Source organism: Pseudomonas sp. Eqa60, from assembly GCF_018326405.1.
GTDB classification, from domain to species: Bacteria; Pseudomonadota; Gammaproteobacteria; order Pseudomonadales; family Pseudomonadaceae; genus Aquipseudomonas; species Aquipseudomonas protegens.
Window position 1 is genome coordinate 6,636,443 of sequence record NZ_AP024342.1, and the last position, 15,425, is coordinate 6,651,867.

General features: G+C 63.6%; 12 protein-coding genes. 7 read left to right on the forward strand and 5 right to left on the reverse strand.

The genetic code is table 11. From position 1 onward, the window contains the following. Window positions 1–195 precede the first annotated feature (195 nt). The 6 genes from KI242_RS30180 (at window position 196) to KI242_RS30205 (ending at window position 6,535) form a co-directional block, all read left to right on the forward strand. Window positions 196–1,284: a hydroxymethylglutaryl-CoA synthase gene (locus KI242_RS30180; protein ID WP_015637422.1), complete on the forward strand. Its 1,089-nt coding sequence runs from the start codon at window positions 196–198 to the stop codon at window positions 1,282–1,284. Between the two features lie 29 nt (window positions 1,285–1,313). Beyond that, window positions 1,314–2,510 (forward strand): thiolase family protein, encoded by a 1,197-nt coding sequence (locus KI242_RS30185; protein ID WP_047338090.1) that lies wholly within the window; start codon window positions 1,314–1,316, stop codon window positions 2,508–2,510. A gap of 12 nt (window positions 2,511–2,522) precedes the next feature. Continuing rightward, on the forward strand, window positions 2,523–2,963 hold the full coding sequence (locus KI242_RS30190) for an OB-fold domain-containing protein (protein ID WP_011064129.1): 441 nt from the start codon (window positions 2,523–2,525) through the stop codon (window positions 2,961–2,963). A gap of 208 nt (window positions 2,964–3,171) precedes the next feature. Further along, window positions 3,172–4,221, forward strand: coding sequence for a type III polyketide synthase (locus KI242_RS30195; RefSeq protein ID WP_011064130.1), 1,050 nt, complete (start codon window positions 3,172–3,174; stop codon window positions 4,219–4,221). Window positions 4,222–4,330: 109 nt separating this feature from the next. Beyond that, complete coding sequence (locus tag KI242_RS30200) at window positions 4,331–5,596, forward strand: MFS transporter (protein ID WP_053154437.1); 1,266 nt, start codon at window positions 4,331–4,333, stop codon at window positions 5,594–5,596. A gap of 6 nt (window positions 5,597–5,602) precedes the next feature. Then, on the forward strand, window positions 5,603–6,535 hold the full coding sequence (locus tag KI242_RS30205) for a PhlI (RefSeq protein ID WP_015637424.1): 933 nt from the start codon (window positions 5,603–5,605) through the stop codon (window positions 6,533–6,535). Window positions 6,536–6,542: 7 nt separating this feature from the next. Here KI242_RS30205 and gcvP read toward each other — a convergent pair whose 3' ends face one another. After that, the gene (gene gcvP / locus KI242_RS30210; RefSeq protein ID WP_212805780.1) at window positions 6,543–9,416 is read right to left on the reverse strand and encodes an aminomethyl-transferring glycine dehydrogenase; all 2,874 of its coding nucleotides are present in this window, start codon (window positions 9,414–9,416) and stop codon (window positions 6,543–6,545) included. Between the two features lie 191 nt (window positions 9,417–9,607). Here gcvP and KI242_RS30215 point away from each other — a divergent pair, with 191 nt between their 5' ends. Then, a complete protein-coding gene (locus KI242_RS30215; protein ID WP_212805781.1) occupies window positions 9,608–10,747 on the forward strand; it encodes a DegT/DnrJ/EryC1/StrS aminotransferase family protein in 1,140 nt (379 codons plus the stop codon). 59 nt (window positions 10,748–10,806) lie between these two features. Here KI242_RS30215 and gcvH read toward each other — a convergent pair whose 3' ends face one another. The 4 genes from gcvH to KI242_RS30235 all read right to left on the reverse strand — a co-directional run bounded on the left by gcvH (window position 10,807) and on the right by KI242_RS30235 (window position 15,338). Beyond that, window positions 10,807–11,190: a glycine cleavage system protein GcvH gene (gene gcvH, locus KI242_RS30220; protein ID WP_011064135.1), complete on the reverse strand. Its 384-nt coding sequence runs from the start codon at window positions 11,188–11,190 to the stop codon at window positions 10,807–10,809. 52 nt (window positions 11,191–11,242) lie between these two features. After that, window positions 11,243–12,325 carry a glycine cleavage system aminomethyltransferase GcvT gene (gcvT, locus tag KI242_RS30225; RefSeq protein WP_011064136.1) on the reverse strand — a complete coding sequence of 361 codons (1,083 nt, stop codon included), beginning with the start codon at window positions 12,323–12,325 and terminating at the stop codon, window positions 11,243–11,245. Window positions 12,326–12,479: 154 nt separating this feature from the next. Continuing rightward, window positions 12,480–14,096, reverse strand: coding sequence for an iron ABC transporter permease (locus tag KI242_RS30230; protein ID WP_019095408.1), 1,617 nt, complete (start codon window positions 14,094–14,096; stop codon window positions 12,480–12,482). A 240-nt stretch (window positions 14,097–14,336) separates the two neighbouring features. Further along, window positions 14,337–15,338: an extracellular solute-binding protein gene (locus KI242_RS30235; RefSeq protein ID WP_011064138.1), complete on the reverse strand. Its 1,002-nt coding sequence runs from the start codon at window positions 15,336–15,338 to the stop codon at window positions 14,337–14,339. Between the last annotated feature and the right edge of the window lie 87 nt (window positions 15,339–15,425).

A 15,425-nucleotide genomic window follows, 5' to 3' on the forward strand; every position in this document is an offset into this window, starting at 1 on the left:
AGCACAGTGAGGTGAATAAAAACAGCTTTCGAGTGGGTTTTCCCCTATTTGGAGTCTGCTGTTAAACCGCTCTGGCCTGCAGGTTTCATCAGGTGTGGCCAGGAGAAAGGCAGCAAAACTGTTTTCCGTATGTTTCAAGGGTGCTTCTGAGCAGGCACGACCCAGTTTTCTGAAAAGAATGGAATCAAGAGGAAAATGAACGTGAAAAAGATAGGTATTGTCAGCTATGGCGCGGGTATTCCGGTATGCCGCCTGAAAGTCCAGGAAGTAATCAACGTCTGGAAAAACACCGACCTCAAGCTGGTGGAGGAAAACCTCGGCGTCACGGAAAGAGCCGTGCTGCAACCGGATGAAGATGTCATCACCCTCGGGGTGCTGGCGGCGCAACGGGCCCTGGATAAAGTCCCCGGTCACCAGATCGAAGCCCTGTACCTGGGCACCTGCACCAACCCCTATGACTCACGGGCCTCGGCTTCGATCATCCTGGAAATGCTCGGCAGCGGCTACGACGCCTATTGCGCCGACGTGCAGTTCGCCGGCAAATCCGGAACTTCTGCCCTGCAGATCTGCCAGGCGCTGGTGGCTTCCGGCATGACGGGCAGCGCCCTGGCCATCGGCGCCGACACCATCAACCGCAACACCGCGCCGGGCGACCTGACCGAATCCTATGCCGGGGCCGGAGCCGCTGCGCTGCTGATCGGCAGCCAGGATGTCATCGCCGAATTCGACGCCAGCTTCTCCTGCGCCGCCGATGTCGCCGACAACATCCGCCCCCAGGGTGATCGCTACATTCGTTCGGGCATGGGCCTGGGCTCGGACAAGAACAGCATCGGCCTGGAAGACCAGACCCGCCGCGCCGCCGAAGGCCTGATGGCCAAGCTGCACACCAGCCCCGCCGACTATGACTATGTGGTGTTCCAGCAAAACCTGGTGTCCACGCCCTACTCCCTGGCCAAGCACCTGGGCTTCAACCCCAAGCAGGTGGAACCGGGCATCTATGCCGGCAACGTTGGCGATGCCGGATCGGCCAGCCCGCTGCTCGGCCTGATCAACGTACTGGACCAGGCACGCCCGGGGCAGAAAATTCTTCTGGTGTCCTACGGTTTCGGCGCCGGCAGCGACGCCATCGCCCTGACCGTCACCGACGCCATCGAGCAGTACCAGAAGCACAACAAGCCTCTGCGCGAACTGCTGGAATCCAAGATCTACGTCGACTACGGCACGTCCATCAAGTACGAGTTCAAGTACCTGCGGGCTGACTACGCCCTGACCGCCTATCTCTGATTACGCCTGTCTACGCAAGGAGCATGCACATGTGCGCACGTCGTGTTGCAATCGTTTCGGCCGCCTATACGCCGAAACCCGGAAGTTCACGAGTTCGGCAGACGTTCAAGGAAATGATCGTCGAGTCCGCCTACAAGGCTCTCAAGGACGCCAAGATGCACCCCCGGGAAATCCAGGCCGTGGCCTATGGTTATCACGGTGAAGGCATTTCCGAATATGGCGGCCTGGGCCCGACCATTTCCGACGCCCTGGGCATCAGCCCGGCGCCGACCTTCATGAGCACCGCCAACTGCACCAGCAGCTCGGTGTCGTTCCAGATGGGCCACCAGATGGTGGCGTCCGGGGAGTACGACATCGTCCTGTGCGGCGGCTTCGAGAAGATGACCGATCACTTCAACTACGCCGAATACATCGGCTCCAGCACTGAATGTGAATACGATTATTTCCTCGGCATCTCCCACACCGATGCCTTCGCCCTGGCCACCGCCGAATACTTCCAGAAGTTCGGCTATGCCGGTCGCGAGGCCGACGTACTGGCCACCTTCGGCCGGCAGATGCGCATCTACGCACAGAACACCCCCACCGCCACCCGTTATGGCCAGCCGATTCCTTCCCTGGAAGCGTTGAAGAACAGCGAGGCCTGCGGCTCGATGCTGGCCTGGGGCGAAGCCAGTGGCTGCGCGATCCTGGTGGCCGAACACCTGGCCCACAAGTACACCGATAAACCGGTGTTCGTACGCGGTTGCGCCTATACCGGGGTCTCCCACTATTTCGGTACGCGCTTTCACAACCCGACCCTGCATCATCCGGGCCTGCCCAAGGATGTGGGCATGGCGGTTTCGGCCAACTCCATCGCCTGTGCGGAGATCGCCTACAAGAAAGCCGGGATCACCGCCAAGGACATCGACGTGGCCCAGGTCTACGACCTGCTCGGCGCCGGGCTGATCCAGATGGAATCCATGGGCATCTGTGGCAAGGGCCAGGCCGGCGACTTCGTGCTCGAAGGCGGCATCGCCCTGGATGGCCAGCTGCCGCTCAATACCGACGGCGGCAACATCGGCCGCGGCCATGCCTCCGGCTGCGACGGCATCCTGCACATCACCGAGCTGTTCCGGCAGCTGAGGGGTGAATCCGACAACCAGGTCAAGGGCGCGCGCATCGGCGTGTCGCAGAACCTTGGCGGTTACGCGGCGCACAACTCAGTGATTGTCCTCTCGAACGACTAAGGAGCCCGGACCATGTCCATGTACCCAGAACAGATCCACAGAATGACCACCGCCAGCATGCTTCGCGAATGGCGCGAGCATGGCGGCAAGTACCGCCTCGAAGGCAGCCAGTGCGAAGAATGCAACGAAATCTTCTTCCCCCGGCGCACCGTCTGCGGCGCTTGCAACTCCCTGAGTGTGAAGCCGTATCGCTGCGCGCGCAGTGGCAAGATCGAGGTCATGGCCCCGGCCGAGAACCCGATCCTGGCCGCCATGGGCTATGGCGAAACCGTGCCGCGCATCATGGCCATGGTGCGCCTGGACGACGGCCTGGTGATCGCTTCGGAAATCGTCGATGTGTGCGATCAGCAACAGCTGAAAGTCGGTGCGCCGGTGCGCATGGTGATCCGCAAGCATGTGCGCGAAAGCAACCTGGCCTGGCAATACGCTTATAAGTTCGTACTGGATATATAAGTTGTTATTCAAGGTGCCTTTATATAAGGCACCTTGAAGTTAGCCATTAAAATAAAATCCAACTTAAAAGTTACATCAACGGCAACTTCACGCCCCGAAGTTGCCTTAAGGCCCTGATTTCCTTTAGGGCCTACAGATTCCTGTGCCTATAAACGGGGACTATCCCCACCCCTTAACTTGTTGGCTTACTTAAAGCCAAGGACCCATCATGTCTACACTTTGCCTTCCACACGTCATGTTTCCGCAACACAAGATCACCCAGCAACAGATGGTCGATCACCTGGAAAACCTGCACGCCGACCATCCACGCATGGCCCTGGCCAAGCGCATGATCGCCAACACCGAAGTCAACGAGCGCCACCTGGTGTTGCCGATCGACGAACTGGCAGTGCACACCGGTTTCACCCACCGCAGCATCGTCTACGAGCGTGAAGCCCGGCAGATGTCGTCGGCCGCGGCGCGCCAGGCCATCGAGAATGCCGGGCTGCAGATCAGCGACATTCGCATGGTGATCGTCACTTCCTGCACCGGCTTCATGATGCCGTCGCTGACCGCGCACCTGATCAACGACCTGGCCCTGCCGACCTCCACCGTGCAGTTGCCGATCGCCCAGCTGGGCTGCGTGGCCGGTGCCGCGGCCATCAACCGCGCCAACGACTTCGCCCGGCTCGATGCCCGCAACCACGTCCTGATCGTGTCCCTGGAGTTCTCCTCGCTGTGCTATCAGCCGGACGACACCAAGCTGCACGCCTTCATCTCCGCGGCGCTGTTCGGCGATGCGGTATCCGCCTGCGTGCTGCGCGCCGATGACCAGGCCGGCGGCTTCAAGATCAAGAAGACCGAGTCGTACTTCCTGCCCAAGAGCGAGCACTACATCAAGTACGACGTGAAGGACACCGGCTTTCACTTCACCCTCGACAAGGCGGTGATGAACTCCATCAAGGACGTGGCACCGGTCATGGAGCGGCTCAACTACGAGAGCTTCGAACAGAACTGTGCGCACAACGACTTCTTCATCTTCCACACCGGTGGTCGCAAGATCCTCGACGAGCTGGTGATGCACCTGGACCTGGCATCCAACCGGGTCTCGCAATCGCGCAGCAGCCTGTCGGAAGCCGGCAACATTGCCAGCGTGGTGGTGTTCGACGTACTCAAGCGGCAGTTCGATTCCAACCTCAATCGCGGCGACATCGGCCTGCTGGCGGCCTTCGGCCCGGGGTTCACCGCGGAAATGGCGGTGGGCGAGTGGACCGCCTGATGTGACTGCCTGTGCCTGTCCCACCTGACGTTGCCGGGCTGCATGGCAACGTCGGGTGGCCTCCCACGGCGCTTGCGCCGGGTTCATGGTTTCACAAGGAAGCTGAGCGATGAACACTGGAATGCCGACCACGGCTGCCAACAGCCGTTACGAAAGATCCATGGTGCTGTTGCTGTCACTGAGTTTCGGGCTGGTGGGGCTGGATCGCTTCATCATCCTGCCGCTGTTTCCGGTGATCATGCACGACCTGCAACTGGACTATCAGGACCTGGGCTACCTGTCCGCCGCGCTGGCCTTCACCTGGGGGCTGTCCGCCCTGGGCATGGGCAGCGTGATCGAGCGCCTGGGCACCCGCCGCGTGCTGGTGACCTCGATTGCCGTGCTTTCGCTACTGTCCGGTTTTTCCGCGCTGGCCACCGGCGTGCTGGGGCTGGTGATTCTGCGCGGGCTGATGGGCATCTGCGAGGGTGCCTTCACCCCCACCAGCATCATTGTCACCAATGAAGTCTCGCGCCCCGACCGGCGCGGGCTGAACCTGGGTATCCAGCAGGCGCTGTTCCCGATTCTCGGCCTGTGCCTGGGGCCGCTGATCGCCGCATACCTCCTGCAAATCACTGGCTCGTGGCGTGCGGTGTTCGCCATCATTTCCCTGCCGGGCCTGCTGCTGGCCGGCTACCTGTGGAAAATCTACCGACCGCTGCCGGCGCCCCAGGCCGACCGCACCGCAGGCACCTGGCTGGCGGCCTTCAAGAGCGGCAACGTGAGCCTGAACATCCTGATCATGTTCTGCATACTCACCTGCCAGTTCGTCCTCTGCGCCATGCTGCCCAGCTACCTGACCGACCATATGCACCTGGAAACCCTGTCCATGGCCTTCGTCATCTCGGCCATCGGCCTGGGCGGCTTCATCGGCCAATTGATCATCCCCGGCATGTCCGACCGTCTCGGGCGCAAGCCGGTGGTGTCGGTGTGCTTCATGACCAGCAGCACCCTGGTGGGCCTGCTGATCGTCAGCCCGCCCCTTCCCTGGCTGCTGTTCCTGCTGCTGTTCCTGCTGTCGTTCTTCAACTTCAGCCTGATCTGCATGACAGTCGGCCCTTTGACCAGCGAATCGGTCACCCCGGCCCTGCTGCCGGCGGCGACCGGAATCGTGGTGGGGTTCGGCGAGATCCTGGGTGGCGGGTTGTCACCGGCCGTGGCCGGGTTCGCCGCCAGCCATTTCGGCCTGCCATCGATCCTGTACGTGGCCCTGAGCGGCAGCCTGGCCGGCTTGCTGCTGTCATTCCTGCTCAAGGAACAGGCCCTCGAACCGCGCCGTTCGCGCGTGCGCGAAGCGCTGCCCATCCTCCCCGCCCCCTTGCCCCTGAAGGACTAGAGAATCATGGACGATTACCTGCTGTTGCTGGATGTCTGCCACAAGGACCAGCGCGCCATCGGGCTGTTCGACTTTCACAATGGCCGCAGCGTGCGGGCCTATTCCGAACACGGCGGGCTGTACGAGACCCTGCTGTTCTGCAGCCGTCGCCATCTGGGCTGGAGCGAACACCTGCGCAGCCTCGCGCCCCACCCGCAACTGCCCGCGGACGGCCCCCAGCAAGGCCCGTTGCGCCCACCGCTCAAGCCTCGGGACAACCTGCTGGTGCAGGTCAGCGAAGTCACCCTGAACACTCCGCACACCCGCCAGGGCTGGTTCTACAAGGGCAATGGCAGCCTGCTGAAGACCGACGGCGAGCCGCTGATGATTCCGTACCACGCCCAGAGCATTTCCAGCCAGCCCGGGGTGGTGTGCGTGTACCTGGTGGACCCCTTCGGCCAGTTGCGCTTTGTCGGCTTCAGCCTCGGCCACGACATTCACGACCCGTTGCTGAGCCATCAGGACGCCAGTTCCTGCGCGCAATCGCGTTTGCGCCAGTGCGCCATCGCCCCGGCGCTGATCCTCGGCGAACTGCAGAACAGCCTGTCACTCAATGTCCGGGTCGAACGCCAGGGCACGCCGTTGCCGCAGCGCAGCTATCGCCTCGACCAGCAGAACTGGTGGGCTATTCGCAAATACTCCCAGGCCTTCCTCGAACAGCACGAACAGTTCCTGCAACCGGGCATGGTCCACTATGTGTTCCACAGCGCCAGCCGGCGCGAGAGCGACCTGCAGTTGCAGCACGGTGACTGGCTGGACCTGGACTGCCCGGAGCTGGAACTGGGCCTGAGCAACCAGGTGATCGAGGAAGAGTTGCTGCACCTCTATCCCCTGGAAACCCAACCTGCCCGTGCCAGTAGCCATGGCAGCCAGCCGGCGCGGACGCGCCACCACTACTGAGGCCCGTTCAGCGATAGTCCGCCAGCGGCACGCAGGCGCAGAACAGGTTGCGGTCGCCATAGACGTTGTCCACCCGGTTCACCGCCGGCCAGTACTTGTGGGCTCGGGTATGGGCGGTGGGCAGCACCGCCTGTTCGATACTGTAGGAGCGCTCCCAGACTCCGGTGATATCCGCCAGGGTATGGGGAGCGCCCTTGAGCGGGTTGTCCTCGGCCGGCCAGTTGCCCTCCTGCACCTGGGCGATCTCGGCGCGGATACTCAGCATGGCTTCGATAAAACGGTCGAGCTCGGCCTTGGATTCGCTTTCCGTGGGCTCCACCATCAGGGTGCCCGGCACCGGGAAGGACATGGTCGGGGCATGGAAGCCGTAGTCCATCAAGCGCTTGGCCACGTCTTCCTCGCTGATCCCGGTCTGGGCCTTGAGCGGGCGCAGATCTAGGATGCATTCGTGGGCCACCCGGCCGTTGCGGCCGCTGTAGAGCACCGGGAAGGCACCGCTCAATTGCTCGGCCAGATAGTTGGCCGCAAGGATCGCCACCTCGCTGGCATCCGCCAGCTGCGGCCCCATCAGGGCGATGTACATCCAGCTGATGGGCAGGATACTCGCACTGCCCCAGGGCGCTGCGCTGACGGCGCCGTTCTCCGGTAACGGCCCGTCGATGGGCACCACCGGGTGGTTGGCGACAAACGGCGCCAGGTGCGCGCGCACGCCAATCGGTCCCATGCCCGGGCCACCGCCGCCATGGGGAATGCAGAAAGTCTTGTGCAGGTTCATGTGCGAGACATCGGCGCCAATGTCCGCCGGCCGGGCCAGGCCTACCTGGGCGTTGAGGTTGGCGCCGTCCATGTACACCTGGCCGCCGTGGCTGTGGATAACTTCGCAGATCTGGCTGATGCCCTCTTCGTACACGCCGTGGGTGGAAGGGTAGGTAGCCATCAGGCACGACAGGCGCTCGCCGGCCGCCTGGGCCTTGGCCTTCAAGTCTTCCAGGTCGACGTTGCCGTCCTCGTCGCACTCGACGATCACCACCTGCATCCCGGCCATCTGCGCCGAGGCCGGGTTGGTGCCGTGGGCCGACGCCGGGATCAGGCAGACATGCCGGCCGCCTTGCCGGCGGCTCTCGTGGTAGCGACGAATCGCCAGCAGCCCGGCGTACTCGCCCTGGGCCCCGGAGTTGGGCTGCATGCAGATGGCGTCGAAACCAGTGATGGCGCACAGCCAACGCTCCAGCTCCGCGATCAGCAGGCCATAGCCGGCAGCCTGCTCCCGGGGTGCGAAGGGATGCAGGTTGGCGAACTCCGGCCAGGTGATGGGGATCATCTCGCTGCTGGCATTGAGCTTCATGGTGCAGGAGCCCAGGGGAATCATCGACTGGTTGAGCGCCAGGTCCTTGTTCTCCAGCTGCTTGAGGTAGCGCAACATTTCGGTTTCGCTGTGATGGGCACTGAACACCGGGTGGGTCAGGTAGCGCGTGCGTCGCAGCAACGGGTCGGGAATCCCCGACTCCAGCGCCTCGGCGTCCAGGCTGCTGACATTCAGCCCGTGATCGGCACCCAGGAACACGTCGAACAAACGGGCCACGGTGCTTTCGTCACAGGTTTCATCCAGGCTCAGCCCCAGCCGGCCACGGCCGAGAATCCGCAGGTTGATCTGCTGCGCCCTGGCGCTTTCGATGATCGCCGTCTGGCTGCCGCCGACCTCCAGGGTCAGGGTGTCGAAGAAGTGCCGATTGACCCTGGCAATGCCGTGGCGCTCCAGGCCGACCGCGAGGATGCAGGTCAGCCGGTGTACCCGCTGGGCAATGCGCTTGAGCCCGGCCGGGCCGTGATAGACGGCGTAGAAACCAGCGATATTGGCCAGCAGCACCTGGGCGGTGCAGATGTTCGAGTTGGCCTTCTCGCGGCGGATATGCTGCTCGCGAGTCTGCAAGGCCATGCGCAGGGCCACCTGGCCGCGGGCATCCTTGGACACGCCGATGATGCGCCCGGGCATCGCGCGCTTGTACTCGTCGCGGCAGGCGAAAAACGCCGCATGGGGGCCGCCGTAGCCCATGGGCACGCCGAAGCGCTGGGACGAACCGAGCACCACGTCGGCCCCCAGTTCGCCCGGCGGGGTCAGCAACAACAGGCTGAGCAGGTCGGCCGCGACACAGGCCAGGGCCTGCTGGGCGTGCAACTGGTCGATCAGCGGCCGCAGGTCGCGGATCTCGCCATGGGTGTCCGGGTACTGCAGCAACGCGCCGAACACCTGGTGCCCGGACAATTCGTCGACCCCGCCGACCACCAGCTCGAAACCGAAGCCTTCGGCCCGGGTGCGGACCACGGAAATGGTTTGCGGGTGGCAGTCTTCATCGACAAAGAACAGGTTGCTCGAAGACTTGCTCACACGCTTGGCCAGGGCCATGGCTTCGGCGGCGGCGGTGGCTTCATCCAGCAACGAGGCGTTGGCCAGGTCCAGGCCGGTGAGGTCGATGGTCATCTGCTGGAAATTCAACAAGGCTTCGAGCCGGCCCTGGGCGATTTCCGGCTGGTAGGGGGTATAGGCGGTGTACCAGCCGGGGTTCTCCAGCACGTTGCGCAGGATCACCGTCGGCGTCAGGGTGGCGTGGTAACCCATGCCGATCAGGCTGGTCCAGACCTGGTTCTGCCCGGCATAACCCTTGAGCCTGGCCAGGGCGGCCGCTTCGTCCAGGGCCGACGGCAGGTCCAGTGCACGGTTGAAGCGGATTCCCGGCGGCACCGTCTGCTCGATCAGTTCGGCCCGGCTGCCCAGCCCGAGGCTGGCGAGCATCGCTTGCTGCTCCTCGGCGTCGGGCCCCAGGTGCCGGTTGAGAAAAGCGTTGGGCTCGCGTAACTGGCTCAAAGATAGCAACTGGGACATGACCGGCTCTCTCCGATAAACGGCGCTCAGCGTCGCTGCAACAGGGTGCCAAGCAGCATAGCAGTCGATTTCCCGCGTCGATGCTCTGGCGTCCCGGGGCAATCGGTACCATCATGCTCGACGTCAACGCGCCAGCCCCGGCGCATCGCAACCTGTGCCCCTATCGTCCGCTTATCGGGTGTCCCATCGTCATGAGCCAACTGCCTTTCCTGCCGTTCTCCAAACCCACCATCGATGAACCCACCATCGCCGCTGTCGGCGAAGTCCTGCGTTCGGGCTGGATCACCAGCGGCCCCAAGGTCCAGGCCTTCGAAGCCCAGCTCTCGGAGTTTTTCGGCGGGCGCACGGTACGCACCTTCAACTCCGGCACCTGCACCATGAAGATCGCCTTGCGCATTGCCGGCATCGGTGCCGGTGATGAAGTCATCACCACGCCGATTTCCTGGGTGGCCACCGCCAACGTCATCCTCGAAGTCGGGGCCACGCCGGTGTTCGCCGATATCGACCCGGTCACCCGCAATATCGACCTGGCCCAGGTCGAAGCCGCCATCACCCCGCGCACCAAGGCCATCATCCCGGTGTACCTGGCCGGGCTGCCGGTGGACATGAGCCGCCTCTACGCCCTGGCCAAGAAGCACGGCCTGCGGGTAGTGGAAGATGCCGCCCAGGCCCTGGGCTCCAGCTGGAACGGCCAGCGCATCGGTGCCGGTGGCGACTTCGTGTCCTTCAGCTTCCAGGCCAACAAGAACGTCACCTCGTCCGAGGGCGGCTGCCTGGTGCTCAACACGCCAGAAGAAGTGCGCCTGGCCGAGAAGTACCGCCTGCAGGGCGTGACCCGCAACGGCTTCGACGGCCTGGATGTGGATGTGCTCGGCGGCAAGTTCAACATGACCGACGTGGCAGCCGCCATCGGCCTGGGGCAGTTCGCCCATATCGAGGCGATCACCGCCCATCGCCGTGAGCTGGCCCGGCACTACTTCGAATGCTTTGGCAGCGATTTCGAGGCCCGCTATGGCGCCCAGCTACCGCCGGCGGACTTCACCAACAGCAACTGGCACCTGTTCCAGCTGGTACTGCCGGAGCGCAAGGATGGCAAGCCGGCCCGCGCCACCTTCATGGAGCAGATGCAGGAACGCGGGATTGGCATCGGCTATCACTACCCACCGATTCATTTGCTGAGCCTGTACCGCGAGCGCGGCTTCAAGGAGGGGATGTTCCCGGTGGCGGAACGGGTCGGTCGGCTGATCGTCTCGTTGCCGATGTTCACCGCCATGAGCAAGGCCGACGTGGAACGCGCGGTGGCGGCGGTGAAAGAGGTGTTGCAGGCTTAAGAGCCTTCGCCAGCAAGCCCGCCCTGCGCAAACGGGGCGGACGCGCCGGCGAGAACGGCTTACTCGCCGATGGCGGCCTTGTAGCCGGCGGCGTCCAGCAGCTTGTCCAGATCGCCCGGGTTGCTTGGCTTGAGCTTGAAGATCCAGGCACCGTACGGATCGCTGTTGAGCAACTCGGGGCTGGCGCTCAGCTCTTCGTTGACCGCAATCACTTCACCGGCCACCGGCGCATAGATGTCGGAAGCGGCTTTCACCGACTCCACCACACCGGCCTGGTCCCCAGCGCCGAACACGTTGCCGACTTCAGTCAGCTCGACGAAAACCACATCGCCCAGGGCTTCCTGAGCGTGGTCGCTAATACCTACGGTCACGCTGCCGTCGGCTTCCAGGCGGGCCCATTCGTGACTGTCGGCAAAACGCAGGTGGGCAGGGATATCGCTCATGTTCTGTGTCCTCAAGAAGAAGTGTCAGCGGCGCAATGCCTGCTGGAAATAGTTAGATCAGGGTTTTGCCGTGACGCACGAAGGTCGGTTTGACCACCCGGACCGGGTACCACTTGCCGCGGATTTCCACTTCGGCACGGTCGGCGGTGGCCATCGGCACCCGCGCCAGTGCGATCGATTTGCTCAGCGTAGGGGAGAAACTACCACTGGTGATCTCACCTTCGCCAACATCGGCGATGCGAACCACCTGATGCGCACGTAAAACCCCGCGTTCTTCGAGCACCAGGCCCACCAGTTTCTGCTTCACCCCGGCCGCCCGTTCGGCTTCCAGGGCACTGCGACCGATGAACTGGCGTGACGCCGGTTCCCAGGCAATGCTCCAGGCCATGTTCGCCGCCAGGGGCGAGACATCCTGATGGATGTCCTGGCCATAGAGGTTCATGCCGGCCTCCAGGCGCAGGGTGTCCCGGGCGCCCAGACCGATGGGCGAGATCCCCGCCCCCACCAGGTCGTTGAAGAAGGCCGGGGCCTGGTCGGCAGGGAGGACGATCTCCAGACCGTCCTCGCCGGTGTAGCCGGTCCGGGCAATGAACCAGTCGCCGTCAAAGCCGGCTTCGAATGGCTTGAGCTGCTGGATCAGGGTGCCGCGGGACTGGGTTACCAGCTCGGCAATCTTGTGCCGCGCCTGAGGACCCTGGATCGCCAGCATCGCCAGCTCCGGGCGCTCGTGCAGCTGCACCTGGAAATCCCCCAGCTGCGCCTGCATCCAGGCCAGGTCCTGATCACGGGTGGCGGCATTGAGCGCCAGGCGATAAGCGTCTTCGAGGCGATAGACGATCATGTCGTCAACGATGCCGCCCCGTTCATTGAGCATGGTGCTGTACAGAGCCTGGCCGGGGTTGTGCAGGCGTTCGACATCATTGGCCAGCAACCGCTGGAGCCAGGCCTTGGCCTGGGTACCGCTGACATCGATCACGGTCATGTGGGATACATCGAACACACCGCAATCACGTCGCACCTGATGGTGCTCCTCGACCTGCGAGCCGTAATGCAAGGGCATATCCCAACCGCCAAAATCGACCATTTTCGCGCCGAGGGCGAGATGCAGGTCATACAGAGGCGTACGCTGTCCCATGGGTTTCTCCTTCCGGGCGTGGCGAGGGTGCGGACTGGCGCTGTTGGTGTGAAAGCCTTGAAATAGATGGCTTTCAGCCGATTTCAGCGTCCCGGCCAAACAACAGGCCGCACCGAATGCCGCGCATTGTAGCTGCAAGGTGCAAGGCTGGCACCTAACCGATTCGATGGGCCGAGCGGCGGATCAGGCCAATCACCGGCAGCAGGCCCACCAGCACCAGGGTCAGTGCCGGCAGCGAGGCCCGGGCCCACTCCCCTTCACTGGTCATCTCGAAGATCCGCACCGCCAGCGTGTCCCAGCCAAACGGGCGCATCAGCAAGGTGGCGGGCATTTCCTTGAGCACATCGACGAACACCAGCAAGGCGGCGCTCAAGGTCCCGGGCAGCAACAACGGCAGATACACTTTGAAAAACAGTCGCGGGCCAGCGACCCCCAGGCTGCGCGCCGCTTCGGGGAGCGACGGGCGGATCCGCTCCAGGCTGTTTTCCAGCGGCCCGTAGGCCACGGCGATAAAACGCACCAGATAGGCCAGCAACAAGGCGGACAGGCTGCCCAGCAGCAGCGGCTTGCCGGCCCCGCCCAACCAGCCGGACAGCGGGATCACCAGCTCGCGATCCAGGTAACTGAAGGCCAGCATGATCGATACCGCCAGTACCGAGCCGGGCAAGGCGTAGCCCAGGTTGGCCAGGCTGACCCCGGCGCGGATGCCCCGGGTCGGCGCCAGGCGTCGGGCAAAGGCCAGGAGCAGAGCCACACTGACAGTGATCAGCGCCGCCATGCCGCCCAGGTACAGGGTGTGGATGATCAAGCCGGCATACCGCTCATCCAGGTCGAAGCGCCCGCGCTGCCAGAACCACGCCAGCAACTGCAGCAGCGGAATCACGAAGGCACAGGCGAATACCAGCAGGCACCAGCCCGTGGCCGCCAACGCCTTGAGCCCGCGCAAGTGGTACAGCGCCTTGCCCCGAGGCCGCTCGTTACCGGTACGGCTGGCGCCACGGGCGCGGCGCTCGCCGTACAGCACCAGCATCACCGCCAGCAGCAGCAGGCTGGCCAGCTGGGCGGCGCTGGAAAGGCTGAAGAAGCCGTACCAGGTCTTGTAGATAGCGGTGGTGAAGGTATCGAAGTTGAACACCGACACCGCACCGAAATCCGCCAGGGTTTCCATCAGCGCCAGGGCCACCCCGGCGCCGATGGCCGGCCGCGCCATGGGCAGCGCCACCCGCCAGAACGCCTGCCAGGGCGATTGCCCGAGGACCCGTGCAGCTTCCATCAACCCCTTGCCCTGGGCCAGGAAGGCGTTGCGCGCCAGCAGGTAGACATAGGGATAGAACACCAGCACCAGCACCAGGATCACCCCACCGGTGGAACGTACCCGCGGCAGTCGCAGGCCGCTGCCGAACCATTCCCGCAGCAGGCTTTGCACCGGCCCGGAAAAATCCAGCAGGCCGACAAAGACGAAAGCCAGCACATAGGCCGGGATCGCAAAGGGCAGCATCAAGGCCCAGTCCAGCCAGCGCCGTCCGGGAAACTCGCAGAGACTGGTGAGCCAGGCCAGGCTCACGCCCAGCAGCGTGACGCCAACGCCCACCCCAAGCACCAGGGTCAGGGTGTTGCCCAACAGCCGCGGCATTTGCGTGTCCCACAGGTGGGACCAGATCTGCTGGTCGACGGCCTGCCAGGACAACAGCAGCACGCTCAGCGGCAAAAGGACCAGGGCTGCTACGGCAAAGACCAGGGGATACCAGCGACGTTGAGCGGGATGGGCCACAAAAAACTCTCGGGCAGGTGGAACAGACAAAAATACTTGCGCAAAACGCGTGGGGCCAGGGAGCGGCACCTGCTGGGCGCCATGGCCGCCCCAACGGCTGCAACCACGTTACGCCAGTTGAATCACGTATTCAGGGCTGGCCACCGCTGCGCGGTGGAACGGGAGCCAGCTCCCTCGCCACAAAAGCCCAGCCGCTAAAGAAAACGCCCCGCAAAAGCGGGGCGCAGTATAACGGCAGGCTCAGTTCCAACCAGCGCGGTCCATCAGGCGAATGGCTTCGGCCTGGCGCTTGCCGGCGATTTCAACCGGCAGGGTGTCGGCTACGAACTTGCCCCAGCTGGCCACTTCCGCGGAAGGCGCTACCGCCGGGTTGGCCGGGAACTCCTGGTTGACGTCGGCGAAGATCTTCTGCGCCTCAGGCGTGGTCATCCACTCCACCAGGGCCTTGGCCGCTTCCGGGTGCGGTGCGTGTTTGGTCAGGCCGATGCCCGACAGGTTGACGTGCACCCCGCGATCGCCCTGGTTCGGCCAGAACAGCTTCACCGCCAGGTTCGGTTTCTGCTTGTGCAGGCGGCCGTAGTAGTAGGTGTTGACGATGCCGACGTCGCATTGCCCGGCGTTGATCGCCTCGAGCACCGCGATGTCGTCGGAGAACACATCGGTAGACAGGTTGTTGACCCAGCCCTTGATGATCTCTTCGGTCTTCTCGGCACCGTGGGTCTCGATCAGCGTGGCGGTCAGCGACTGGTTGTAGACCTTCTTCGCCGTGCGCAGGCACAGGCGGCCTTCCCACTGCTTGTCCGCCAGGGCTTCATAGGTGGTCAGTTCTGAAGGTTTGACCCGGTCGGTGGAGTAGGCCAGGGTCCGCGCCCGCAGGCTCAGGCCGGTCCAGGCGTGGTTGGAGGAGCGGTATTGCAGGGGAATGTTGCTGTCGATGACCTTGGAGGTGAACGGCTGCAGGATGCCCATCTGCTCGGCCTGCCAGAGGTTGCCGGCATCCACGGTGAGCAGCAGGTCGGCGGTGGCGTTCTCGCCCTCGGCCTTGATCCGCTGCATCAGCGGCGCTTCCTTGTCGGTGATGAACTTGATCTTCACCCCGGTCTTCTGGGTGTAGGCATCGAACACCGGCTTGATCAGCTCATCGATACGCGAGGAGTAGACCACGACTTCATCGGCGGCGTAGGCGGTGCCACCGATGAGTGTTAGGGCCAGGGCGGTCAGTAGACGCTTCGGTGCCAACATGGGAGCGGTCTCTCGATTTCAAAGTGAGGCGAAATGATAAGGACTCCCATTTGCCATCTCAACCGAACCCGGCGCTGAGGAGTTACC